The 25,628-nt window shown below is 37.9% G+C and carries 25 protein-coding genes; 18 read left to right on the plus strand and 7 right to left on the minus strand.

The features are described 5' to 3' along the window. Window positions 1-365 precede the first annotated feature (365 nt). Entirely contained in the window at window positions 366-1,337 is a 972-nt protein-coding gene (locus ACFVSW_RS21700; protein ID WP_387318696.1) for a hypothetical protein, read from the plus strand. 49 nt (window positions 1,338-1,386) lie between these two features. Beyond that, window positions 1,387-2,736: a hypothetical protein gene (locus ACFVSW_RS21705; RefSeq protein WP_387318697.1), complete on the plus strand. Its 1,350-nt coding sequence runs from the start codon at window positions 1,387-1,389 to the stop codon at window positions 2,734-2,736. Between the two features lie 97 nt (window positions 2,737-2,833). Here the strand turns inward: ACFVSW_RS21705 and ACFVSW_RS21710 are convergent, their stop codons facing one another. From ACFVSW_RS21710 to ACFVSW_RS21725, 4 genes are all read right to left on the minus strand, one after another. Further along, entirely contained in the window at window positions 2,834-4,576 is a 1,743-nt protein-coding gene (locus ACFVSW_RS21710) for an ABC transporter ATP-binding protein (protein ID WP_387318698.1), read from the minus strand. A 210-nt stretch (window positions 4,577-4,786) separates the two neighbouring features. Beyond that, window positions 4,787-5,539 carry a twin-arginine translocase subunit TatC gene (gene tatC, locus ACFVSW_RS21715; protein WP_387318699.1) on the minus strand — a complete coding sequence of 251 codons (753 nt, stop codon included), beginning with the start codon at window positions 5,537-5,539 and terminating at the stop codon, window positions 4,787-4,789. 71 nt (window positions 5,540-5,610) lie between these two features. Then, on the minus strand, window positions 5,611-5,790 hold the full coding sequence (gene tatA / locus ACFVSW_RS21720) for a twin-arginine translocase TatA/TatE family subunit (RefSeq protein WP_387318700.1): 180 nt from the start codon (window positions 5,788-5,790) through the stop codon (window positions 5,611-5,613). A 37-nt stretch (window positions 5,791-5,827) separates the two neighbouring features. After that, window positions 5,828-7,042, minus strand: coding sequence for a metallophosphoesterase family protein (locus tag ACFVSW_RS21725; RefSeq protein ID WP_387318701.1), 1,215 nt, complete (start codon window positions 7,040-7,042; stop codon window positions 5,828-5,830). 432 nt (window positions 7,043-7,474) lie between these two features. On the opposite strand from ACFVSW_RS21725, the gene ACFVSW_RS21730 reads away from it, so the two are divergent. Then, window positions 7,475-8,275: a DeoR/GlpR family DNA-binding transcription regulator gene (locus ACFVSW_RS21730; protein WP_387318702.1), complete on the plus strand. Its 801-nt coding sequence runs from the start codon at window positions 7,475-7,477 to the stop codon at window positions 8,273-8,275. Between the two features lie 214 nt (window positions 8,276-8,489). On the opposite strand, the gene ACFVSW_RS21735 is transcribed toward ACFVSW_RS21730, so the two are convergent. The 3 genes from ACFVSW_RS21735 to ACFVSW_RS21745 are packed head-to-tail and all read right to left on the minus strand — an operon-like array spanning window position 8,490 to window position 10,265. Further along, window positions 8,490-9,182 carry an LrgB family protein gene (locus ACFVSW_RS21735; RefSeq protein WP_387318703.1) on the minus strand — a complete coding sequence of 231 codons (693 nt, stop codon included), beginning with the start codon at window positions 9,180-9,182 and terminating at the stop codon, window positions 8,490-8,492. Beyond that, window positions 9,152-9,559: a CidA/LrgA family protein gene (locus ACFVSW_RS21740; RefSeq protein WP_387318704.1), complete on the minus strand. Its 408-nt coding sequence runs from the start codon at window positions 9,557-9,559 to the stop codon at window positions 9,152-9,154. The genes ACFVSW_RS21735 and ACFVSW_RS21740 overlap by 31 nt, the downstream gene beginning before the upstream one ends. A gap of 52 nt (window positions 9,560-9,611) precedes the next feature. Then, entirely contained in the window at window positions 9,612-10,265 is a 654-nt protein-coding gene (locus ACFVSW_RS21745) for a GntR family transcriptional regulator (RefSeq protein ID WP_387318705.1), read from the minus strand. A gap of 609 nt (window positions 10,266-10,874) precedes the next feature. Between ACFVSW_RS21745 and agaB the strand changes: the two genes are divergently transcribed. The 15 genes from agaB to ACFVSW_RS21820 all read left to right on the plus strand — a co-directional run bounded on the left by agaB (window position 10,875) and on the right by ACFVSW_RS21820 (window position 25,618). Further along, a complete protein-coding gene (agaB, locus tag ACFVSW_RS21750) occupies window positions 10,875-11,348 on the plus strand; it encodes a PTS galactosamine transporter subunit IIB (RefSeq protein WP_387318706.1) in 474 nt (157 codons plus the stop codon). A gap of 11 nt (window positions 11,349-11,359) precedes the next feature. Further along, entirely contained in the window at window positions 11,360-12,163 is an 804-nt protein-coding gene (gene agaC, locus ACFVSW_RS21755; protein ID WP_387318707.1) for a PTS galactosamine transporter subunit IIC, read from the plus strand. Next, the gene (gene agaD / locus ACFVSW_RS21760; RefSeq protein WP_387318708.1) at window positions 12,150-12,950 is read left to right on the plus strand and encodes a PTS galactosamine transporter subunit IID; all 801 of its coding nucleotides are present in this window, start codon (window positions 12,150-12,152) and stop codon (window positions 12,948-12,950) included. Before agaC ends, agaD begins: the two co-directional genes overlap by 14 nt. Further along, the gene (locus ACFVSW_RS21765) at window positions 12,951-13,388 is read left to right on the plus strand and encodes a PTS sugar transporter subunit IIA domain-containing protein (RefSeq protein ID WP_387318709.1); all 438 of its coding nucleotides are present in this window, start codon (window positions 12,951-12,953) and stop codon (window positions 13,386-13,388) included. Window positions 13,389-13,651: 263 nt separating this feature from the next. Beyond that, window positions 13,652-14,428: a Cof-type HAD-IIB family hydrolase gene (locus tag ACFVSW_RS21770; protein WP_387318710.1), complete on the plus strand. Its 777-nt coding sequence runs from the start codon at window positions 13,652-13,654 to the stop codon at window positions 14,426-14,428. A 74-nt stretch (window positions 14,429-14,502) separates the two neighbouring features. Then, window positions 14,503-15,669, plus strand: a complete 1,167-nt coding sequence (locus ACFVSW_RS21775; protein WP_387318711.1) for an SIS domain-containing protein — start codon at window positions 14,503-14,505, stop codon at window positions 15,667-15,669. 88 nt (window positions 15,670-15,757) lie between these two features. Further along, entirely contained in the window at window positions 15,758-16,693 is a 936-nt protein-coding gene (gene lacC, locus ACFVSW_RS21780; RefSeq protein ID WP_387318712.1) for a tagatose-6-phosphate kinase, read from the plus strand. Between the two features lie 15 nt (window positions 16,694-16,708). Beyond that, window positions 16,709-17,695 (plus strand): tagatose-bisphosphate aldolase, encoded by a 987-nt coding sequence (gene lacD / locus ACFVSW_RS21785; protein ID WP_387318713.1) that lies wholly within the window; start codon window positions 16,709-16,711, stop codon window positions 17,693-17,695. 511 nt (window positions 17,696-18,206) lie between these two features. Then, window positions 18,207-19,511, plus strand: a complete 1,305-nt coding sequence (gene melA, locus ACFVSW_RS21790; RefSeq protein ID WP_387318714.1) for an alpha-galactosidase — start codon at window positions 18,207-18,209, stop codon at window positions 19,509-19,511. A gap of 55 nt (window positions 19,512-19,566) precedes the next feature. Further along, entirely contained in the window at window positions 19,567-20,838 is a 1,272-nt protein-coding gene (locus tag ACFVSW_RS21795; RefSeq protein ID WP_387318715.1) for an ABC transporter substrate-binding protein, read from the plus strand. A gap of 143 nt (window positions 20,839-20,981) precedes the next feature. After that, a complete protein-coding gene (locus tag ACFVSW_RS21800; RefSeq protein ID WP_387318716.1) occupies window positions 20,982-21,932 on the plus strand; it encodes a carbohydrate ABC transporter permease in 951 nt (316 codons plus the stop codon). Between the two features lie 9 nt (window positions 21,933-21,941). Beyond that, window positions 21,942-22,766: a carbohydrate ABC transporter permease gene (locus tag ACFVSW_RS21805; RefSeq protein WP_387318717.1), complete on the plus strand. Its 825-nt coding sequence runs from the start codon at window positions 21,942-21,944 to the stop codon at window positions 22,764-22,766. 71 nt (window positions 22,767-22,837) lie between these two features. Continuing rightward, entirely contained in the window at window positions 22,838-23,773 is a 936-nt protein-coding gene (locus tag ACFVSW_RS21810; protein WP_387318718.1) for a carbohydrate kinase family protein, read from the plus strand. 106 nt (window positions 23,774-23,879) lie between these two features. Continuing rightward, complete coding sequence (locus ACFVSW_RS21815; protein WP_387318719.1) at window positions 23,880-24,599, plus strand: GntR family transcriptional regulator; 720 nt, start codon at window positions 23,880-23,882, stop codon at window positions 24,597-24,599. Between the two features lie 107 nt (window positions 24,600-24,706). Next, window positions 24,707-25,618 carry an ROK family protein gene (locus ACFVSW_RS21820; protein WP_387318720.1) on the plus strand — a complete coding sequence of 304 codons (912 nt, stop codon included), beginning with the start codon at window positions 24,707-24,709 and terminating at the stop codon, window positions 25,616-25,618. Window positions 25,619-25,628 lie beyond the last annotated feature (10 nt).

Genomic DNA, 25,628 nt, shown 5'->3' on the forward strand with positions numbered 1-25,628 from the left:
CATATAGTTAGAAAAAATCAACGATTTGCTTTATCAATTTCTAAAAATGAAAACAAGTGTCAATGTGGAAAAAGGTGTCAGGCACCATCCAGCTCGACATCCTTTTTTCATGATGGGTGATAAAAAGCCATTTAGAACCAGGGGCGAAACCATTTTAAATCAATTGTTTGATTAGAATTGAGACATGTCCAATCTAAAGATAGTTCTAAATCGCTAAAATGTTCCAAAACTAAAGGTAATTTGAATCATTAAATTGTAGGTGAAAAGAATTGTTTCTTTATATTCGTGAAGAAAATGGTCAAAAAATGTTTAATTATCACGAATTTTGTTCGTGAACATGACGATTAATGAAAGGGGGTGAGATGTTGCACTTCCGTCATTTTCTTATACCAGTGCTTATGGTCGGAGCAGCCCTGTTTTTACCAGATAACACCTTTGCCGAAAAGAATGAGCATGGTGGACAGCAGAATTCCCACAAGGAACATGTTCAAGTGAAGAATTCTTCAGAAAAATCTGGGAACACAGCTAAACAGTCTAACGTTCCGGCAAAAGCTGAAAACGCGAAGCCAAGGGAAAAAACTGTGGTGATGCCTGAACAGGCTAGTAAAAAACAGAATGGTGTAAAACAGCAGGATTCCAATCATGCTGAGAAACAAGGTAATTCCAAAAAGTCAGCTACTACAGATCCGAAGACTTTACCGGAGCAGGCAAATGGAAACGGATACGGTCTATCTAAAATAAACAAGACTGAGAAAACCGTTAAGGCTCCTGGTCAGGAGAAAAGCGAAGCTGTCAGGGATGATAAAAGAGGGCAGGGAAAGAATAAGCTTAAGGATAGGGACAAGCGTTCCTCTGATATTGCAGTAAAAGATAAAGTCGAACACCCCTCTGATATCACTGTTAAAAATAAAGCCGAGCATCACTCAGGAAACACTGTAAAAAATAAATCCAAATCGACGAGATTGGTTACTAGCTTTGAACCAAAAGCAAAAGGTTCAGATCTATCAGTACCAAAAAAGGTTGAAAATTTTGAACCTTCTTTACCAGTTCCACCACAAAAGGGAAATGTCCCTTCCAGTAAGGAAGAGATACCAAACGTCGATCAGGTTTTTAACCCGACCCAACGTTTAAACAGTCCTGGTGGTCAATCAAATGAGCGAGTCAGCCAGGGTTTACAAACAGTAAGTTTCTTGGAGAAGTGGTTTGAATGGAATAAATATGCTGAAATCAAGCTTGTCCAGGCTCACTTTTCACGGGATAAACTTTTGAATAATCAATGGGTAAATGCTCCACCTTCACCACCGCCGCAAGAAAGCTCCTTTATTATAAACCGTTAACCGCAGCTAAATGCCACGGAAACAGGAAAATAAAAGGAGCGAATTAAAAATGAATCATTATCTTAATCCTAATAAAGTTGTTAAATCGTTTGTATTAGCTGGAGCTGTATCTTTTGGAATTTTTGCAGGTGCACATTTTACGGAAGCTTCCGGCCCTGATAAGGAAAAAGCGGAGCACACAGTTCATGTAAAATACGAAAATAAGGAAAACGGTCATGAGAAAGAAAAGCATGAATCTCGTTCAAAATTTGAAAAGCCTGCGGCACCAAAAGTAAAGGCACAACATAAAGCCGAAAACGAAGGAAATGAAGAAAACGAAGACAAGGAACACCATAAAGCTGAAAAAGTGAACAAATCGCAAGCAAGTGCGCATGCTAGTGAATCGGCAAAAATGCATGCTGCACCAAACTCAGCCGTTCACGGCAAGGCTGAAAAAGCTGAAAAGGTTAACAAATCTCAAGCAAGTGTGCATGCCAGTGAATCGGCAAAAATGCATGCTGCACCAAACTCAGCCGTTCATGGCAAGGTTGGAAAAGTTGAAAAGCCGATAAAGGAAGTCCCAGCTGAAGAGGCGGTTAAAGAGGAAGTTCCAGTTCAAGAACCAGATGTTAATACGGACGTAACAACAGAAAATCAAAGTACTGATACCGTTTCTCCATCAGAAGATAAAGCGGACGTTGAAAAGGATGAAAAAATGAAAGATCATGATTCCGATTCAGCAGTAAAACCTGAGGATGAAGATGATCAGGGTGAAGATGATGACCATGATTCTGATTCTAAGAAAGTTGCTCATCATCATGAAGCTGTAGTGAAAACAGAGGATGAAGATGATCAGGATCAAGATGGTGACCATGATTCTGATTCTAAGAAAGCTGCTCATGATCATGAGGCTGTAGTGAAAACAAAGGATGAAGATGATCAAGGTGAAGATGATGACCATGATTCTGATTCTAAGAAAGCTGCTCATGATCACGAAGCTGTAGTAGCTGAAGATAAAACAGCAGAAGAAACAACTGAAGTTGCAACAGAAGAATCTACTGAAGTTGTAACAGAAGAAGCAACAGAAGAATCTACTGAAGTTGCAACAGAAGAAGCAGCAAACGAATCTACTGAAGCTGTAACAGAAGAAGCAGGAAACGAATCTACTGAAGCTGTAACAGAAGAAGCAGCAAACGAATCTACTGAAGCTGTAACAGAAGAAGCAGCTAACGAATCTACTGAAGCTGTAACAGAAGAAGCAACAGACGAATCTACAAAAGTTGCAACAGAAGAAGCAGCTAGTAAATCTACTGAAGCTGTAACAGAAAAAGCAGCTAACGAATCTACTAAAGCTGTAAAAGAGAAGCTGCTAGCGATTCTGGAAAAATTGTTACAGATGATAAAACTGATCCTGCAATAACTGAAAAGTTGTTCCGTTAAAGGGTCACATTTTTGAATAAAGATAAAATCGGCTCTCCCCTTTCGTTAAGGAGCGAGCCGATTTTTGTATAAAGAGCTTAAACTTGTAATTCAAATTGCTTTGAATATAGATGTGCATACGCTCCATCGTGTGCTAGTAACTCAATGTGCGAGCCTTGTTCAACAATACCATCCTCCGTTAACACGACAATTCGCTCTGCACTGCGGATCGTGGAGAGGCGATGGGCAATGACGATGGTTGTACGTCCTTTTGCTAACATTTCTAGTGATTCTTTGACAATGCTTTCACTCTCGTTATCTAGTGCACTCGTTGCTTCGTCTAAAATAAGAATAGGTGGATTCTTTAAGAATAAGCGGGCGATACTTAGTCGCTGCTTTTGCCCCCCAGACAGTTTGACACCTCGTTGTCCTATCTCGGAGTCGTACCCGTTTGACAAGCTCATGATAAAATCATGGGCATTGGCGTGCTTTGCTGCCACAATAATTTCTTCATCGCTCGCTGCTGGATTTCCATAGCGGATATTTTCCATCACCGTTCCCGCAAAGAGGTAAACATCTTGCTGTACAATCCCGATTGTTTTTCTTAATGACTGTAGGTCGATATTACGGACGTTGATTCCGTCTAGTAACACGTCCCCATCTGTTACATCATAAAAGCGGGGAATGAGCGAGCATAATGTTGTTTTTCCTGCACCAGACGGACCCACTAACGCAACGTATTCTCCCGGTTTTATACGAAGTGACAGGTTTACTAAAACATTGTCCAAATGGTCTTCGTAACGGAAGGAAACTTGCTTGAACTCAATTTCACCATGTATCTCTGGCAGGGTAATAGCATTTGGTTTGTTTTCAATTGACGGCTTCAGATTTATGATTTCCATAAAGCGCTGGAAGCCAGTGATTCCTTCTTGAAACTGCGTGCTCATATGAGTCAGTCGTTGGATTGGATCAATCATAAAGCTGATATACAGTAAAAAAGTGATCAAATCTGCTAAATCTAAAGTTTGGTTGACGATAGTGGCACTACCAAAAATGATCACCGTGATTGTAATCAGTTGGATAAACGTTTCAACACCATTGAAAAAGTACGCTTCAGCTTTGTAGGTATTCTTTCGGCTATCAAGGAAACGATTATTTTCTCGGTTAAACTTCTCGATCTCTATGTGTTCGTTCGTAAACGATTTGACGACGCGGATTCCCGATAGACTATCCTCTACTTGTGCGTTTATGTCCGCGATTCGCTCTTTGTTTCTTCTTAATGCCTTGTTCAGCATCTTATTAAAATATAATGCAAAGACACCTAAGAATGGCAAAAAACAAAATACAGCGATCGTTAATGGAGCGTTAATAAAGAACAAAATGACAAATGCTCCAATAAAGCGAACGAGATATTTGACGTAGTCTTCTGGACCGTGATGGTATAGCTCGGAAAGCAGTAGCAGGTCGTTCGTTATTCGAGACATGAGCTGACCTGTCTTTTCCTTATCGTAAAAGCTAAAGGAAAGCTTTTGCATGTGCGCGAACAGCTCGCTGCGCATATCACGTTCCATACGAGCTCCGACTTCATGTCCTTTGTAGTCTACAAAGTAGTTCCCGATATTCTGGATCGCCACTAAAACAAGCATAAGCCCACCAATCCAATACACTTCACTTAAAGCAGTGGACAAGTCTCCTTCCAGAACATCTTTCGTAATATAGCGAACGAGCAACGGAAATACCAAAGTCACAGCAGATACTATAAAGGCACATGCCAATACCGAAAGAAACAACGTTAAATACGGTTTATAATATGATAAAAATTTTTTTACTGGAAAACGCATAATTAACCCCTTTTTGGTGTTATTTTAAATAAAATAAACACTATAAGGGGATACACCGTTACATTTAAGAAAGTGTTCCACCCTTATATGTTTGTACGGTTTGATTCATCATGTTTTTCATGTAATTGGCCTCCTTGTTGGTTAATACTTCCATTGTAAACGATTTTATATTGGTGTGAACAGTCTATTTCAGTAAGTTTTCTTATTTGTTTATGACGTTTTTTTCATTGGAATAATATTATTATTTACTTGTTGCTCTTTGCTTTTTTTTCGATAAACGATTTTAGACAATGTAACACTAAATTCATATAAAACGAATAGTGGTACGAGAACTAATATTTGTGACATAAAATCAGGTGGAGTTATGACAGCAGATAGAATGGTTAGTAAAAAGTAAGATATCCTTCTAGCTTTAGATAGAAACTTTGGATTAATGACACCAATTGATGTAAGGAACATAGCAATGAGCGGTATTTCAAATACCAATCCAAGCGGCAGTGTTAAGTTTATGATGAATTTAAAATACTTTTCGGCCGTAAACAGCGTTTCAAACTGGCCTTTAGATAAGGATAATAAAAAGTTAAGAACCATTGGATACACGACAAAATAACCGAATGAAAGCCCTGTTAGAAACAAAGTAAAAAATCCTGGAATGTAGGCTAATGTTATTTTTCGTTCTTTTTTAGTTAGTCCTGGTTTTACAAATAACCACGTTTGATACGCAGCAATTGGGATGGTAAGTGCGACCGCGCTCACTCCTGAAATCATAAAATAGATACTAAGGATTTCAGTTGGTCCTAATACTGCTAACTCACGATGAAGATCACGAATAAGCCACTCATAAATGTCCTGCACAAAAATGAATGATCCAAATAAAAAAACGATAAAAGTGAGTATTGTAATGATTAATCGCTTCCTTAATTCCCCTAGGTGATAAACAAGTGTTAACTCTTGATTTTTCATATAAGGCTCTCCCTTTTTCCTTTTAGAAATAAGAGGAAGATGTAAGCTTTGTACTTACATCTTCGACACTTTTACTTAGAATCACTACGATCTTCTTTTTCCTCTGACATAATATCCTTTGCTGAACTTTTAAATTCTCTTAATGTATTCCCAAATGCACGCCCAATTTCAGGTAATTTAGATGGCCCAAATATGATGAGAGCAATAATTAATATTAAAATTAGACCAGGCACTCCTATATTTTGTAACATGTTGTTACCTCCATTAAAAATACTTTTTAACGATCAATTATTCTTTCACTGCTTTTTCCTTTTTTCCATTATTTAATGGTAAAGGATCCATACTTTGATCGTTCGCTGTTAAATCAATTCCATAGTCCTTAGCGAAAACCATGTGGGTTTCTACAAGAACACCTTCTTTATTTTCATCTAAATTGAATACTCTTGCTCCACGAAGTCTGTTTCTGTCAGCTCCGGAAAGACCGTACGTTCCAAAACCTGTGTTACCAGCATAACCAAGCAAAATTCCATAATAGTTGCCACAGTAGGTGTTTACATGATCATGTCCGCAGAAAACTCCCTTAACGTCCCCTCTGTCCAACATGGCTGAAAACAAACCGCCGTTAACCGGCCCTGGACATTCATCTTCATTTCTTTCTCCAACTATATTATGTTTTGCTGCTGCAAGATTATGGTTAGCTTGTGTTCTACTATCAACACTTCCATACCACATAAAACGATGTTCCCATAGAGGGATATGAATGAATACAAGTGAAGGCACTTTAAAACCGTATTGCTTCTCAAGTTTTTTTGATTTCTCATAATACCAATTCACTTGATTAAACCGAAGCCAGTCCCAAGTAGGGTAACCTTTAAAATCCTGTCCGGCAATTTCTGCTGGTGCATATCTTCCGCTATCAAGAAGCCAGAGGTTGAATGCGGCATTATTACCTTTTGAATTTTTTATTAAAAGGTTCATGTTCCCTGTTCCAGAAAGGCCCTTTTCTCCAGGTTCATTCATATTATATTTGTAATTCATATAGAACTTCAGCATGTCATTCTCATACATTCCACTATTAGGTGAAGAATCTTCATCATGATTTCCAAATGTAACCGCCCATTTAATTCCTCTTTGTTCCATTGGTTGTGCTACATTATTTAAGGCTTGTTTCATCTCTAATTCAGTATCACAGCCTCCTGTAATATTGTCACCGTTAAGAACAACAAAATCCGGCTTTTCTGAGTCAAGAACTTTCTCCATAAGTTCAAGTGTCCTACGATCAATTCGTTCATCATCTTGAGTGTCGTTAAATTGTACAACTTTATACTTTCCATCTGAGTTAAATTGAAGCTTAGCATTTCCAATTTCTTCAGCATGGACTTGGTTAGTAAATAAATTTCCGGGTAATCCAGTAGACGCAAGTGTTAACGCAAGCGTACTCATTCCTCCTATTTTCATAAAACTCCTTCTGTCTAACCCTTTGTTTAGATCCTGATTACTCATAATAATTACCTCCAAATTTTTAAAAAATAATAGAGCCTAGCAATCGAAAAGAGTAAAAATAGGGGAAAAAGCTTTATACAGTTTCGTGTACAAGCAGAACAGCCACCATTGTCCCCGTAATCTACTATTACATCGTAGAATAAAAATATTGATAAATTATTAATTATGCTAGAAAGGTAAGTAAAGAAAACAAAGAGAAAACAGAAAACCATAAGCCAAAGAAAACGACACAAATAGCCTTTCTAAGAAAAATATTCAGATTATTTATAGTAGAAAAGATAGATGAAAAAGATGCTTTTTGATTTTGTTTTATTTTCTATTTTTGATTAATTTACAAAACTTAATATTTTCTTAGGCATTTTGTTATATTCAGTTCTTATAATTGGTTTAAATAAAGCCAAATTCAAATGATGGAGGCATTGGAAGGATAGTATGAATAAGGATTTAATTACAGAAAGGTATAGAGTAATAATTAGAGAACTTGATATAAAAAATAAAATTAATGTAATGGATTTAGCAATAAAATTAAACGTAACACCAGAAACGATTCGAAAAGATTTAAGCGCGCTTGAGGAGAAAAAGAAATTACGTAGAATTCACGGTGGGGCTATTCGATATTTTGGTTTGATTAAAGAACCTCATTTTAATAAGAAAATCGGCATCTCTCATAATCAAAAAAAAATGATAGGGGAAGTTGCGGCAGCTTTCATTATGGATGGAGAAACAGTTGCTCTAGATGTAGGATCAACAACCTTACATATTGCGAGTTCAATTGAAAATGTAAAAAATATCACGATTGTGACCAACTCATTAGCAGCAGCCGAAATCTTAAATAATCGATTAGAAAGCCAACTATTTGATGGCAAAGTAATCGTACTTGGAGGAATAACTAATCCAATGCAACGTTCAATCAGTGGACCATTAACCAATCAGCTATTAGAACACTTTTATTTTGATAAAGCGTTTATTTCATGTGGAGGAATTAGCAAAGATGGAATATGTGATTTTAATATAGATGAAGCAACTGCATCTACCATTATGATGAAAAGATCAAGAAGTGTTTATGTTGTAACTGATTCTTCAAAAATTAATCAGAAGGCTCTTTTTCATATAGGGTCATTCTCATCAATTAATTGTGTTATTTCAGATCAAGAAATGCCCGCTGATTGGTCTAAAGACGCTATGGTTAGAAACCTAAAATGGATAAAAGTGGGTGACATGTATGAAAATTGATTACCATGTTCATATTAAGGAAGCTCCTTAATAAACAGGAATTAATTTAAAAGTTTTTGAGGGATTATTCAACGGTGACAGTTTTGCAGACGGGGTACGACCAAATAACCGAAGTCCAATTTCCAAGGAGCATATAAAGGAAATTGGGCTTCTATTTAGTAGGGAGATCGGATTCTTACATAAGTATTCTATATTTTATTCGTGAGAGGGTTTCTCAAATTTGAAATATCCACACGACGATGTATCCTAAAAAGGAACCAATGATTGCAGTCAATGTCATCGTAACAGAGCTCATCGAAAAGGTCAGTTCACTGTATTCGGCAGCTTTAGAAGTTCCCATGGCATGTGAGGCACTACCAAGAGCGATACCTCTTCCAATGGGGCTATGCACTCGCATAATTTTAAAGATAGTAGGAGCTGCTATTGCACCAAAGATCCCTGCAATCATAACACCAACAATTGCCATTGAGGCATTTCCTCCCAATCCGTTAGCTACTTCTATCGCAACAGGAGTAGTAAGGGATTTAGGGATAATGGAAAGAATTAATGTGTGATTTATCCCGATTATCTTAGCCAGGAGACCAACACTGACCATTCCAGAAATTGCACCGATCAAAACTCCTCCTAATATGGGGAATATGTGCTTTATTAAAAAATGACGTTGTTTATATAAAGGGTAAGCAAGTGCTACAACGGATGGACCTAAGAGTGAACTAATCCATTGCCCGCCAATCATATAGGTTTTATAAGGAATATGAAACACTGAAAGGATAACGATAATAAGAGTAGTTGCAGTTAAAACCGGAATTAAATATGCGTAAGAATACCGTTTATAAATTCTAGTCATTAAAAAATAAGTGACGACGGTTAATAAAATCATGCAGAATGCGAAGAGAGCTTGTTGCATTCTTTATCATCCTTTCTTTCTTGTGCTTTTTTTTCAAAAAATTGACTTGCCGTTCCTGCTATTGCAATGGTAATGATGGTGCTTAATAGAACGGCTGCAATGAGCAATGCACCTTGAATCGAAAGTAAGGAAGGATAGTTCATGATCCCAACTGTTGAAGGAATAAAAAATAACATTAATGTACTTAACAGAAAACCTGCCCCATTCTCTATATACTTTACTGGGACTATTTTTAAGCATAAACAAATGAAAAGTAATAGGAGAGCTATTATACTACCCGGAATGACTAGGTGAAATAGGTTGTGAATAACAGTTCCGATGTAGGAAAAAATAAATAAAATGCATATTTGCAAAAGGATATTGAGAATTTTCTTCATGTTGTGTTGCTCCTCTTTTTGGAAGCAACTTCCCTTCTTTCGTCTTTTTCTTTTACTCCGTAAGATTTGCGATTATGGTGCTATATGTGTTATCAAGATGGCTCAAAACAGCATCCGTTGTTTGGCGTAAATTCCTTGCTTTTAGCCCCTCAATAATTAATTTATGTTCGTCATAAGGCTTATCTAAGCTTAACCCTGTCTTTAAAGCAGCGAATCCATACCAATTAAAATGGTCAATGAGATTTTCGATTAATTGATATAGTCGATTATTTTGACTTAACTCCGCTAGGAACAAGTGAAAGGAAGTATCATAGTATACAAACTTTATAGGATCTTCCTTAAAGTCGGATAGTTGTTTATCCATCTTCTCAATCTGATAGATAGTTTCATTATCGAGTAGAGGAATCAGTAGTTCGATGACCAATACTTCATTAGCCTTTCGCAGCTGGAAAACTTCATCAACATCGTGTCTATTAATGGTTTTGACCAAAATTCCTTTTCTTGGTACAGATTGAATCCACCCTTCTACTTCTAACTGTTGCAAAGCTAATTTTAATGGGGTACGGCTGATTCCAAGGCTATCACTAAGTGAACGTTCATATAACATCGATCCAGGTTCGACTTTGTGTTGAATGATTCCTTTCTTAATTTCTTTATATGCATGATCTTTAAATAATTGGGGCTGTTCCGCCTTTAAGAAACTCATCTATTTTCATCCTTTATCATAATAGTAGTTAGATCTTAAGTGATTATCAGTATTGTTAATAATCTAAGAAAAGGAAAAAAAAAATCTGGCATCTGGAATACCAGATACCAATTTAAAAAGTTTATCATTTATTTCATATTTTTGCAACTTCGGGGTCTGATTCCCGCTCTGATTAGCTACCGAACGCTCGCGTTTAAGAAGAATTCGGTAGGCTATTAGCCCGAAAATGATGTTGGAGTGGAATTTGGGTCCAAACATTGAAGTAGAGCGCGTCTATTTGAAAGTTTGAGTGGAATTTGGGACCAAACATCGAAGTAGAGCCCGTCTACTTGAACGGTTGAGTGGATTTTGGGACCGAACATCGAAGTGGAACGTCTGGAAGCACGTTAGTAAATTGTATAAAAAAATCTGAAAAGAGCGTTTACAAAAATGTTGTAAAGGAATATAATCAAAAGTATAGAAACTGGTCATGACAACACAATCAGTTTACATGCTTTTGGATAGTGGTAATGACAACATAGCCATAGAGAAAAATAAATGTATAGAAGGAGGTGTGGTTGCTAATCCTTTCAATTTACAAATAACTAACAACAAGGAGGCAATATCGTTATGGCAGAACCTAATATTCTATTAACTCGGATTGATAACCGTTTAGTCCACGGACAAGTTGGGGTAACATGGACGACTACATTAGGAGCAAATTTATTAATTGTTGCGGATGATAATTTAGCAAAGGATCCCCTTCAACAGCAATTAATGGCAATTACGGCAGAGTCATCAGGAGCAGGTATTCGCTTTTTCACTGTAGAGCACACGATAAATATTATTAGTAAGGCAGCACCACATCAGAAAATCTTTATTATTTGTCGGACACCAGAAGAAGTTAAAAGATTAATTGACGGTGGAGTTCCACTAAAAGATGTCAACGTAGGGAATATGCATTTTACCCAAGGGAAAAGGCAACTAAGCAAGAAGGTTTATGTAGATGACAAAGATCTCGAAACATTAAAATACATTGCTTCGAAAAATGTAAACGTATTCATCCAGGATGTGCCGGGTGACAACAAAGAAACTATTAAGTAGGGGGTAAGAACATGCACGACATCACGTTGATCCAAGGAATATTGCTTGTTGTATTAGCCATTATTGTCGGTTTAGATGCATGGCTGGAAGGACTCTTCATTTTTAGACCAATTATTGTTTCAACTCTTACTGGTATTATTTTAGGTGATGTAACGTTAGGGCTTGTCTGTGGTGGATTAACTGAGTTGGCATTTGCCGGGTTAACACCTGCAGGTGGAACACAGCCTCCTAACCCAGTGTTAGCAGGTATCATGACACCGGTTTTAGCATATACAGCCGGCGTTGATGAAAAAACAGCAATCGGATTGGCTTTGCCATTCAGCTTTTTAATGCAATATATTTTATTATTCTATTATTCATCATTCTCGGTATTTATGGTTAAAGCAGACAAGTATGCCAAAGAAGCTAACATTAATGCTTTCTCAAGATTAAATATTTTAATGCTTGTCATTGTTGCAGCAACAAACGGTATTGTTGTTTTCCTTTGTGCATATGTAGCTCAATCGCCAATGAGACATCTGGTTGAATCCATGCCTGAATGGTTAACACATGGCTTTGGAGTCGCAGGTGGACTCTTACCTGCAGTAGGTTTTGCATTATTATTACGTGTAATGATGAAAAAAGAACTTATTCCATTCTTAATTGTTGGATTTGTCTTTGCATCCTTCATTCCATACTCAAACCTTTTACCAGTAGCAGTAATTGGTGCCGCCTTTGCTATGTACGAGTATTTTAATAATCAAAAGAACAAAACTTTAGCATCTGCAGCACCTTCAACATCTTCCGAAGGAGAGGATTATAGTGACGGAATCTAAACGCGTATTATCAAAAAAGGATATTACTAAACTTGCATTTCGCAGCACACTTTTGCAGTCGAGTTTCAACTATGAACGGATGCAAGCAGGCGGTTGGACTTGGTCCATGCTTCCATTTTTAAAAAAAATCCACAAGGATGACGACAAAAAGTTATCTGAGTCTATGGAAGATAACATGGAATTTATCAATACTCATCCAAACCTTGTTGGTTTCCTCATGGGCTTGCTTCTTTCCTTGGAAGAAAACAAAGAGGATAGAAATTTAATTAAAGGGTTAAAAGTAGCCTTATTTGCACCGCTTGCGGGGATTGGAGATGCCATCTTTTGGTTCACGCTTCTACCGATTGTTGCCGGGATATCCGCTTCCTTTGCCATTCAAGGTAGTCTTATCGGACCGCTAATTTTCTTGATTGTATATATCGGAGTGTTTGCTCTTCGGGTTGTTTGGACACATATGGGTTATGAACTTGGAACGAGTGCGGTTGAAAAAATAAAAACCAGTTCCCAAGCCATCTCCAAATCGGCAACTATTCTTGGTAGTACCGTAATTGGCGGATTAATCGCTGCCTATGTGCATATTGAAGTCTTATCAACGGTGAAAATTAACAAAGATCACGCGGTTAATCTGCAAGCAGATTTCTTTGATAAAATTTTCCCTAGCATTTTACCATTAGGATTTACATTGCTAATGTTTTACTTCCTCAAGAAAAAGAAAGCTAGTCCAGTTTTGTTAATAGCTGTAACTTTTATTTTTGCTATTCTAATGTCAGCATTGGGAGTGTTATAATTGAAAAAGCTTATTGTTACTGGTCATGGTCAATATGCTAGCGGACTGAAAAGTTCTTTAGAATTATTGGCAGGCCCGAATCAGGATTTCCTGTTCATTGATTTTCCTGCTGAAATGACGGAGGCTGGTTTAAAGGTGCAAATGGAAGAAACAATCCAATCATTCAGTAATGATGAATTGTTATTTATTTGCGATATTTTAGGCGGAACACCCTATAAAAATGCTGCAACATTAGCGAATGAAAATGCCCGTATCGAGGTAGTCGCAGGTTGTAACCTCGGGTCTATATTAGAAGCAGTCTTTCAAAAGGAAACGATGTCCTTGGTTGATCTTGCCAATTCATTAGTAGATTCGAGTAAAAAGTATACAGTGAAATTTGAAAAAATAAGAGAAGCTCAGCCAGTTCATAACACAGATTCATTCGAAAATGGTATTTAGGCGAAAATCAAACCTGCTACAGCTTGCATGAAGATTAAGCGTTATGGAATTTATCAAGGTAACTATGTCGAGTATACGGAAAGTGTAGCTAGGGGAGATCAATTCTTCTATACGGCTGAACTAAATAATCAACTATATTAAATCCTTGTGGATTTAATATAGTTTTTACTTTTACTGGTTATGACAACACAACCATATGGAATGACATATGGTTTTACTTTTACATTTACTGGCATAAGATACGTAACAATGAGGTGATTGAAATGAAAAATAGCCTGCTTTTTTTTGATATTGATGGGACGCTAAAAGACGATAAACAAGATCTTCCAAAAACGACGAAAGAAGCCATTTTTCAGTTAAAAGAAAATGGGCATGAAGTGGCCATTGCAACAGGCCGTGCCCCTTACATGTTTGAAGAACTGCGAAACGAGCTGGATATTCATACATATGTCAGTTTTAATGGCCAGTATGTAGTTGTAAAAGATGAGGTTGTCTATACGAATCCATTAAATAGGGAAGCCTTGCAGTTGCTTACACATATGGCTGAAAAGAATAACCACCCGATTATTTATATGGACCAATATGATATGAAAGCGAATGTTTTACACCATGAATTTATCACAGAAGGCCTGAATTCTTTGGCTTTAACGCTCGAAGCAAGCCCTGATCCTGACTTTCATAAAGAAAGAGATATTTTCCAATCAATGTTATTCATTCAAGACCAGGAAGAGGTGCAATACGAGCAGGCATTTAAAGATTTTAAATTTGTCCGCTGGCATCCTTTATCCGTTGATGTCGATCCAGCTGGAGGATCAAAGGCAAAGGGAATCGAAAAAGTCATGGTGCATTTAGGTTATTCGATGGATCAGATGTATGCTTTTGGTGATGGGTTAAATGACATTGAAATGCTTTCATTTGTTCCAAATAGCGTCGCCATGGGGAATGCACACCCCTTGACAAAAAAGGCAGCCAAATTTATCACAAAATCAGTTGACGAAGATGGAATATTCTATGGGTTAAAAATGTTAGGTTTACTATAGATTGGTGTGATTACGGTATTGTTGGGGCTGGATTACGCGTATTAGAGAGAATCTAAACGAGAAGGGCGATAGATATGTTTACATTTAATCAAGAAAAACTTGTGTCTTTAGGTGCAGCTATTACAACAGAGGAAATAAAGCAACAACCAGATTTATGGGATGAAACTAATTCCCTGTATATGGAGAAAAGTGGAGAGATTCAAGCATTTTTGCAAAAATTATCCGAGAAACATGATCGAGTTCGTGTCATTTTTACAGGTGCTGGGACGTCTGCCTATGTCGGCGAAACGGTCACACCGTATCTAAAAGAAAAAGTCGATGAAAGCCAATGGGAATTGAACAGTGTTCCAACCACCACGTTGGTGTCGAACTCTTATCAATATTTAAAAGTAGATTTCCCGACATTGTTGGTTTCATTTGCTCGAAGTGGAAATAGCCCCGAAAGTGTCGCGGCCGTAGAAATCGCTGAACAAATGGTTACCGACTTTTATCAGCTAACGATTACCTGTGCAAAAGATGGTGAATTAGCCAAGCGAGCCAAAGGGGATGAAAATAATCTCTTGTTGTTGATGCCTGAAAAGGCAAATGATCAAGGGTTTGCGATGACCGGAAGCTATACATGCATGACGCTAACGGCCTTACTCGTTTTTGATCCGTTGTCCGTTAAAGAAAAATCGACGATTGTCAAAACGATACGCCGAATGGGTGAAAGTGTCATTAGTAGAGAAGATGCGATTCAAAACATTATTGATCTTGATTTTGAGCGCATCATTTATCTTGGCTCAGGAAGTTTAGAAGGCTTGACGAGAGAAGCACAATTAAAGGTATTGGAGTTAACTGCAGGTAAAGTTGTCACTGCCTTTGATTCATCGTTGGGTTTCAGACACGGTCCTAAATCATTTGTCAATGAAAAGGCATTGGTTTTTGTTTTTGTTTCCAATCACCCTTATACTCGTCAATACGATTTAGATATATTAAAAGAATTACAACTGGATAACATCGCCAACTACATTTGTGCAATCGAAGTGGACGGGGAAAAGAATTATGATGGTGATACGTTCTTATTCAACAGCGAAAACCAAGCCATACCGGATGCCTACTTGGCATTGCCGTTTGTCATGGTTGGACAAACGATTTCCCTGTTAGCTTCCATTAAAGTTGGAAATACACCGGATACTCCTTCACCAAGTGGAACGGTCAATCGGATCGTAAAAGGCGTAACTATCCACGAATACAAGTAAACAGAGGAAAGGAATCACTACCTTTTCTGTGTTTTGATGGCGTTTGTCGTTATCAGGTTTAAAACTTCATTCAGAAAGAGGGAGTGCGATGATTTTAGCTGTCACGATGAATCCATCCGTAGATATTTCCTATCCGATTCATGAATTCAAACTAGATGATGTTAACCGTGTGGAAACTGTTCGTAAAACTGCCGGTGGAAAAGGGCTAAATGTTGCCCGGATTATCTCGCAAATGGAAGAAAAAGTCTTGGCCACAGGTGTGCTTGGTGGAACCATTGGCGAATACATTGTTCAGGAATTAACTAAAAGCGATATTGAAAATGACTTTTTAAGAATCAATCAAGAATCAAGAAATTGTATCGCCATTCTTCATGATGGCAAACAAACGGAGATTTTAGAATCTGGCCCGACATTAACTGCAGATGAAGGGGCGGCCTTTTTAGAGAAATATGAAAGTCTGCTATCGGAAGTTTCACTTGTGACGATATCAGGCAGTTTACCAAAAGGCCTGCAAATGAATTTTTATCAGCAAATGTTAGAAATAAGCCATGAAAAGGGGATTCCTGTAATAGTTGATTCATCAGGGGAATCATTAAGACAGGTTTTGTTACATAAGGAAAAACCATTTGCCATCAAGCCGAATATAACGGAATTGTCTCAGCTTCTTAGAATGGAAGTGAAACAAACAATAGGCAGTTTGAAACATGTGTTAAACAATGAGTTATTTAATGGGATTGAATGGATTGTCGTCTCGATGGGGAAGGACGGTGCCTTTGTAAGGCATGGTGAGGATTATTTCCGGATTACCATCCCTAAAATCGACGTGATTAACCCTGTCGGTTCAGGTGATGCTACTGTTGCTGGATTAGCCGTTGCTCTCAGTCGAAATCAGTCAGTTGAAACAGTACTGAAAACAGCCATGACAACGGGAATGCTCAATACTATGGAGGCTGGAACAGGTTATATAGATTTAGCAAAATTCAGCCAATTCTTTAATTTGGTAAAGGTTACAAAAATAGATTAATAGGGGTGTTTGTCAGTGATAGAACTAACCAAAAATAAACTAGCAGCTTTAAAACGTTTATCCGATGAAAATGGAGTAATTGGAGCATTAGCAATTGATCAGCGCGGCTCATTAAAGAAAATGATTGCGGCAGGAAGTGCGAGTCATGTCGGAGATGAAGGCATTATCCGCTTTAAAGAATTGGTTTCGGAAGAGTTAACACCATTTGCGACTGCTATTCTATTAGATCCAGAATATGGTCTGCCGGCTGCAAAAGTCCGCAGCAAAGATGCGGGATTATTGGTGGCTTATGAAAAAACCGGCTATGATGCAACAGCTGTGGGGCGTTTGCCTGATTTATTGCCGGAGTGGTCTGTTAAACGGTTGAAGGAAGCCGGCGCAGATGCCGTTAAATTCTTACTGTATTATGATGTGGATGAAGATAAAAAGATTAATGACTATAAACACGTCTATATGGAACGGGTTGGATCTGAGTGTGTGGCAGAAGACATTCCGTTTTTCTTAGAAATTGTGTCATACGATGCTGAAAATGATGATGTCAAAAGTAAAGCATATGCCAAAGTGAAACCGCATAAAGTAATTGAGGCAATGAGAGAATTCTCTAAGCCCCAGTACAATGTGGATGTATTGAAAGTAGAAGTTCCGGTAGATATGAACTTTGTCGAAGGTTACACAGAGGGTGAAACAGCCTATAGTAAGGAAGAAGCTGCTGCTTATTTTAAAGAGCAAAGTGAAGTAACAGAGCTTCCATTTATCTTCTTGAGTGCTGGAGTAAGTGCAGCATTATTCCAAGAAACCTTGAAGTTTGCCAAGGAATCTGGTTCAACCTTTAATGGTGTGTTATGCGGCCGGGCAACATGGAAAGACGGTGTGGCACCATTTGCTACAGATGGCGAGCAAGCAGGACGTACCTGGTTACAAGATACTGGTAAAAAGAATATTGAAGAACTGAACGGAGTATTGAAAGAATCAGCAAGCTCTTGGTTTGATAAAGTTAAATAAAGTAGAAGGGGACGAGGGGACATTCTTGTCCCCATTTTTTTAGTAGGCTGTGTTAAAGCACATTGTTTATTTTGAGCACAATGTTGATTGGAGTGGAAGGCGCGAGACTCCTGCGGGATCAGCGGGACAGGTGAGACCCCGCAGGCGCTTTAGCGCCGAGGAGGCTCACCGCCCGCCCCGCGGAAAGCGAAGCGCCTGGAACGGAAATCAACATTCACTTTTAACACAGCCTTTTAGTAAGGATGAATAATACTATTAATGTAGAAAAATGTCGAATGAAAATTTTGAAAACTCAAATAAAACGATGATATACTTGTATTAACTGGTAATGACATCACTACTATAGATGAATCAATTCTAGAGGATGGGAAATCACATTAGTAATTCTTAAAACAAAGGAATAAGAAATTATTTATTTGTAAGCCCTTACATCCAACAAGTTATAACATCATTACCAAAAAATATGAATCTTTATCGTGACATAAGAAGAAAATGGAGAGGATGATACACAATGACAAAAGTAACTATAATTGGAGCTGGCAGCTTTTTTACCCACAATATTGTGATTGATATTTTAAATATTGAAGGCTTGGATAAGGGTGTAATAGGTTTAGTAGATATTGATGAAAAACGTCTGGAAATTGCTCATCGTCTGGTAGAAAAGGTTATAGCACTTACCGGAAAAGACTGGAGCGTCACTTCTTCAATCAATAGGAGAGAAGTTTTGCCAGGATCCAACTTCGTTATAAATCAAATTGAGGTTGCCGGATTATCGACAGTTAAACATGAGTATGAAATACCGCTTAAATATGGGGTAAATCAATGTATTGGCGATACAATGGGGCCTGGCGGACTTTTTAAAACCCTGCGGACTTTGCCGGCATGGAGAGATATCGTCGCTGATATCAACGAATTATGTCCGGAAACGACAATCTTAAATTACACGAACCCAATGTCTGCCGTAACCCTAGCGACAACCCGAATGACAGATATCCCGGTAGTGGGTCTTTGCCATTCGATACAAAATACTTCAAGGCAACTTGCAAGTTATTTGGAAGTCCCATATGAGGAATTAAAATGGACAGCAGCTGGCATCAACCATATGTCATGGTTTCTGGAGCTAAATTACAAGGGTGAAGATATGTATCCAGTCCTAAAAGAAAGGATAGCCAATAATCCTGTACTTTTAGCAAAAGATCCAGTGAGGCTGGATGCTATGAAATATCTGGGTAGCTTTGTATCGGAATCCAGTGGACATTTTTCCGAATATATTCCTTATTATCGAAAACGTCAGGATTTAATAGATAAACATTGCAGTACAGGATATAACGGTGCGACAGGGTTTTATGCCAATAACTGGCCGACATGGAGAAAAGAAAGTGATGAGGATATTTTAAAGATATTGTCAGGAGAGAGCGCTATCAAACTGGAATCCAGTCATGAATATGCGGCGACGATAATTGAAGGGATGATAAAAAATACCCCGCAGGTAATCTATGGGAATGTCCAGAATAAAGGGCTTATTGAAAACCTGCCGTCTTATGGAGTTGTTGAAGTCGCATGTCTAGTTGATCGAAATGGCATACAGCCTTGTCACTTTGGAAAACTCCCTGAACATCTGGCTGCACTGTGCCGGAGTAATATGGCATTTTTTGAATTAGCCGTGCAGGCCGTACTGGAAAATGACAAGGAAAAGGCCCTTTATGCCCTGACAATTGACCCTCTTACATCTGCAGTTTGTTCGTTGGCAGAAATCAAGGAAATGTTTGAAGAATTATTTGAAGCAGAACGTGAGTTTATTGGTGATTTAAGGTAAAGAATCAATCGGTGGGAATGCAAAATCTATTAAAAACAGGAAAGAGGGGAATTCAGTGAAAAACTTGAAAGTAATTTGGGTTGTATTCTTAATGCTTTTACTTACATTATCTGCATGCAGTAACAGCGAATCAATAAGCGGATCCAGTGACGGTAAAGTAAACTTGACATGGTGGAGCCATGATGGTCCAACTTTTGTAAAGGCAAATAAAAAATTTATAAAGGATTACGAAGCAGCAAATCCAAATGTAAAAATAAATCTGCAAATCTACCCATATGATGCTTTTGTTCAAAAATTAAAAGCAGCTTATGCATCAAAGAATCCACCTGATATGGCTCAAGTATTTGGCAGCTGGGTGCCGGAATATACGAAGAATGATTTGCTTTCTCCTGTACCCGATGAGATGAAAGATTGGGTAAAGTCAGGTTTTTATGAGCCTGCTTTAGGTGCATATACTCATGATGAGGTCCCTTATGGAATTCCACAGGAGTATAATATCGAAAATGGCGGTGTATTAGCAAATCCCGAGATGTTTAAAAATGCTGGGCTGGATTATCCAAAAACTTGGGATGAGCTAATAACTGATGCTCAAAAACTTACAGTAACCCAAAACGAAAAAATCCAAGTAAAAGGTTTTGACTTTGTTAACTATGACAATATCACATTTACGTTTTTGTCCCTCATTCTTCAACAAAAGGGGGAATATTGGACGAAAGATAATCAAGTTAATTTTTCAACACCAGAAGCGGTGAAAGCTATGAACGAACTTAAAAAATTCGTAACTGATTATAAGGTAACAGACTTACGAGATTTTGGAGGGAAATTGGATACTTCAGATCTATTTTTCAAGAATAAGGCAGCAATGGTCATTAGAGGACCTTGGTCTATTGCGGAAGGGAAGGAAAATTATCAGACTGAGAAGCTGGATTATATTCCGATGCCTTCCTTTACAGAAAATCCAGCGTATTTTGCAGCAGAATCCGGCTGGGGGGAAATCGTTGCAAAAAGTAGTAAACATCAAGAAGAAGCATGGAAATTCATTAAGTATATGACAGAAAAAGAAAATGCAAAGTATTTTAATATTACAACGTTTACGGTTCCAGCGAACAAAGATGCTGCTCAGGATCCAGAATTTTTGAAGGCCTTACCGAAAATGAAAGCTTCCATTGATGTCCTGCCTTATGGAATGTTCATTGGGATCATTGATACGGATTTCTTAAAGAAGACAATTAATGATAACTTCCAATTGATTGCTGTTGATAAAGTTTCCGTTGAAGATGGTTTAAAGAAAATTGAAACGACCATAAATCAAATGCTAAATAAATAAAAGTTATCTAGAAAGGAAACTAGTCAAATTGTTGAGGTTACCCAACCTCGGTCAAAATGGGGGGACATCCCCCCATTTTACTGAACTATGTCATTTGTTAGTTTGAAAAAGTTGACGATTAAAGTCAGCAAGGGGGGATAGCCATGTCGTCGATTCCTGAATCAACAGGAACCAAATCTGCTATAGAGATTAAGGGAGGGAAAAAGAGAACACAAACCCAAATTAAGGTTCAGAACCGATTTATTTTCTTTTCTTTGACACCAATCATGATTGTTTTCATCGTTTTCTCAGCAATCCCAATTGTTTGGGGGTTGGTTTTGTCCTTTTATCAATATAATCCACTGCAAGAGCATTCTCCTTTTATCGGTTTACGGAATTATATGGATCTTTTAAAAGACGATGTCTTTATTAAATCATTTTGGAATACCTTTAAATTTGTCATTATTGCTGTTCCCGCCAATATCGCTATAACCTTATTGATTGCAATTGGTGTCAATCGAATCAGAAATAACATGTTCCGCAATCTATTTAGGACTATTTACTTTTTGCCATGTATCGCCCCCTTGGCGGGATCGGCAGTAGTATGGACGACGATGTTTAATAAGGATACAGGTCTTTTCAATGTCCTGTTGAATTTTTTACATATGCCTGGCGTTGATTGGCTCACGGACCCGTCTTTAGCCATGTACTCTGTTATTGCCATGACACTTTGGGCGGATATGGGCTTTAATATTGTCCTATTTATGGCTGGATTAGATTCCATTCCAAAAATGTTTTATGAAGCAGCAGAATTGGATGGTGCAAATCCCTGGAAAAGATTTTGGAATATTACGGTTCCGCTTTTAAGCAGAACAACTCTTTTTGTTACTATTATGACTTGCCTTGCCTACTTTCAAATGTTCCCTCAGTTCCAGATCTTAACAAATGGTGAACCTCAGAATGAAACGCGCGTCCTTGCCTTAAGCATATATGATCACGCTTTTACTTATATGAATATGGGGTACGCATCAGCTATTGCATCAGTACTGTTTGTCATCATCCTGATTATCACGATTATTCAGTTAAAATTGGGAAAATCCCAGTGGGAATATTAGGGGGGAATTATGAAAAAGAAACTAGATATTCCATATATCATTTTGTTTTTGATTGTTTCTATGGGTGCCGTTATCATGTTTATACCATACCTATGGATGGTATTGTCTTCCTTGAAAGGAAATCATGAAATTCTTTCAGGAGCGACTAATATTTTCCCCCAAAAAATAACGCTGGAAGGATACAAGACAGTTTTAAATGATGCACCTTTCATAAGATGGCTGATTAATAGTTTAATATCTTCCACACTTATTACACTGGCTACACTTTTTACAAGTGCATTAGCAGGCTATATCTTTGCAAAATTCAAATTCAGAGGGCAAAAGCTTTCCTTTATATTAATTTTAGCAACTATGATGGTTCCATTCCAGGTCATTATGATTCCCAGATATTTAATTGTTTCTGATTTAGGGTTAATTAATAACCTATTCGCCCTAATTATTCCAAATTTGATAAGTGGATTTGGTATTTTCTTAGCAAAACAATTTATTGAATCAATTCCCAATGATTTAATTGAAGCGGCGAGGATTGACGGGGCTGGGGAATTCCGGACCTTTTGGAGCCTGATTGTACCGCAAATAAAACCTGCCTTATCCGCTGTCGGCATCTTTACTTTTATGGCTGCATGGAATGATTACTTATGGCCATTAATTGTCCTGAATGATCTGGATAAAATGACCGTACCACTGGCATTGGTTTTCTTTAACGGACAACATCTTGTGAATTATAACGTGGTCATGTCTGCCGGTGTGTTAATCATGATTCCAGTTGTCATTGTATTTTTAGTGTTCCAGCGCCAATTCATTAAAGGTATGACCATGACTGGGATGAAATAAGACAGGAAGTGTAGTATTGAAGAAAAGGAAAATTGTCCATCCTTTATAAAAAATACTAGGAGGATAAGCTTGTGGAGAAAAACGTTTTTGTTTTAGGAGAATTGAATGTAGATTTAATTTTCTCCGGGGAAAATATCACTCCGGAATGGAATAGGGAAAAGTTAGTCAATCATTTTGAACAGGTATTGGGTTCATCCTCGGCAATAACGGCATGTGTCTTAGCGGGGCTTGGTCACCAGGTTTATTTTGTTGGCGTGGTAGGGGATGACCCATTCGGACATTTTTGCATCGAACAGCTCAGGGCTAAAGGGGTTAAAACCGACTATATAACTGTTGACCCTGAATTAAAAACCGGAGTAACACTATCATTAACTACCACAAAGGACCGAGCGTTGTTAACGTTCATGGGTGCTATTTCAAAATTGACGAAAAAATATTTGCCGGAAAATTTATTTGAAATGGCCGATCATCTTCATTTTGGTTCTTATTATCTACAGCAAGATGCCAGACTGCAATGGAGGGAAATTTTTACGGAGGCTAACAAACATCATATCAGTACATCCTTTGACACTGGTTGGGATCCCAACAATCAATGGTATCAAAATGATTTATTGGAATTACTTGAGTTTACAGATTTATTTATTCCGAGTGAAGAAGAATTATTTAGTATTTTAAGTATAAATAATCTAACAGATATACCGGCATGTCTACCCGAAAAGCATGGGATGTTAGCTATAAAAAGAGGGGAAAATGGTTCGGTCCTATTTGATAATGATGCCCATTTCATAAGTGTTGATGGGTTTAAAGTAAACCCAATAGATACCACCGGGGCCGGTGACTCATTTAATGCGGGATTAATTTCAGGCTTTTTACAAAACAAACGCGGTAAAGAGCTTCTTAAGTTTGCAAATGCATGTGGTGCATTAGCAACCTTAAGAATCGGCGGGGCGAGTTATGTTCCTTCTTTGGAAGAGGTTTATCACTTTCAAAATAGCAATACAGAATAATAAAAAAGAAAAGTTGTTTTAATTAAGTGGTAACTTTTTTAAAAAAATATATAATATATATAATATATTACTGGTAATGACAAAGATACCGCAAAAGGAGTAAACCATGTTTAAGAGTGATTCACGGATTCCCTTGTACTATCAATTGATGGATACATTAATAGAAAAAATCATTTCAGGTGAGTTTAAGGAAGATGATCAGCTTCCTTCAGAACGAGAATTATGTGACTCCTATCAGGTGAGCCGGACAACAGTAAGGCAAACAATGCAGGAGTTGGAAAAGGAAGGGTATATTTATAAACTTCATGGTAAGGGGACCTATGTTTCACCAAGAACGCATCGTCAAAGCCTGTTGAAATTCTATAGCTTTTCAGAGGAAATGAAGAAAGCGGGTAAACAACCGACTACACAGGTTGTTTCTTTTGAAAAAATTCATTGTGATAAAAAGATTGCCAAAGTCATGTATCTAGATATAGAAGATGAATTATATAAAATTATTCGTGTTAGGCTTGCAGACGATGATCCAATGTTATACGAAACCTCTTATATTCCAGTGAAATACTTTCCAAACCTTACACGTGAAGAATTGGAGCAGACTCCAATGTATGAAATATTTCGTTCCAAGTATAACGTGAATATTTCCAGTGCATCGGAAAGCTTTAAAGCAGTTAGCGCAAACAAAGTGGAAGCAGATATGTTAAATATCATAGAGGGTTCACCGTGTCTGATGTTGGAACGTGTCGCATATGACCAATCTGCGGTGATTGAATATACCATTTCCAGTGCGAGGGGCGATAAATTCACGTACACAGTAGAACTAAAATAGATACTTTGAGTGTCTATTTTAGTTCTACTGGTAATGATGACATGAACGGTAAGGGATTTATTCTCTAATTTCTAATTATTCAAATAAATAAAAGAGGTGCCGATGGTATGAAAAAGGCAATCGGAATTGATATCGGGGGGACAAAGATTGCTGCCGGTATCGTATCGGAATCGGGTGAATTGCTGGTACGTTCGGAAGTGAAAAGTGACCCTACAGATCGTGAGAGAATGTTTGGGAAAGTTGTCGATGCAGTAGAATTGATTATCAATCGAACGCCTTTTTCCATGGAAGAGATATCAGGTATTGGCGTGGGTGTGCCAGGGAAGGTAGACCGTGAGCAAGGCATCGCCATTTTTCAAAATAATTTGCCCTGGGATCAGTTTCCTATTAAAACGCGCTTGCGGGATCAGTTTCAGGTTGATTCCATCACCATCGATAACGATGTGTATATGGCGGCATTTGCTGAATGGAAGACTGCCCGGGTTCAAGTACCAGAGACCTTTATTTACGTAACCATTAGTACAGGTATTTCCTGCTCAATCATTCATCACGGCTCCTTTTTTCGGGGAGCGGGTTTTGCCGGAGAACTTGGGTTGATCCCCGTGCTTTCCAAAACAGCCGGGATGAAAAATGAGCGGTTAGAAATAGTTTCGGCCGGCCCGGCTATCGAAAATTTAGCTAGGGGGAAATTGGGGGCAGAGCATATTACTACCAAAGATGTCTTTCAGGGTTATAAAAACGGAGCCCTTAAATATCAGTCCATTATTGAAGAAGTCACAGATAATCTTGCCCAAGGTCTTTATTCTATTTCCTGCTTACTGGACCCGCATAAAATCGTTTTCGGCGGCAGTGTGATTGTGAACAATCCATTCCTACTTGAGTTAATCAAGGAAAAACTAAGAAACTATCAATTGCCTGAACAACAACATGTTTTAGAGTCGATGTGCATTAGTACACTGAAGCAGGATAATGGCATCATTGGGGCAGGCTTAAGTGTATTTGAAAACTTAAATCGTTAGGAGTGTTGGA

The sequence above is a fragment of the Neobacillus sp. NPDC058068 genome (assembly GCF_042885335.1).
GTDB lineage: Bacteria > Bacillota > Bacilli > Bacillales > Cytobacillaceae > Neobacillus.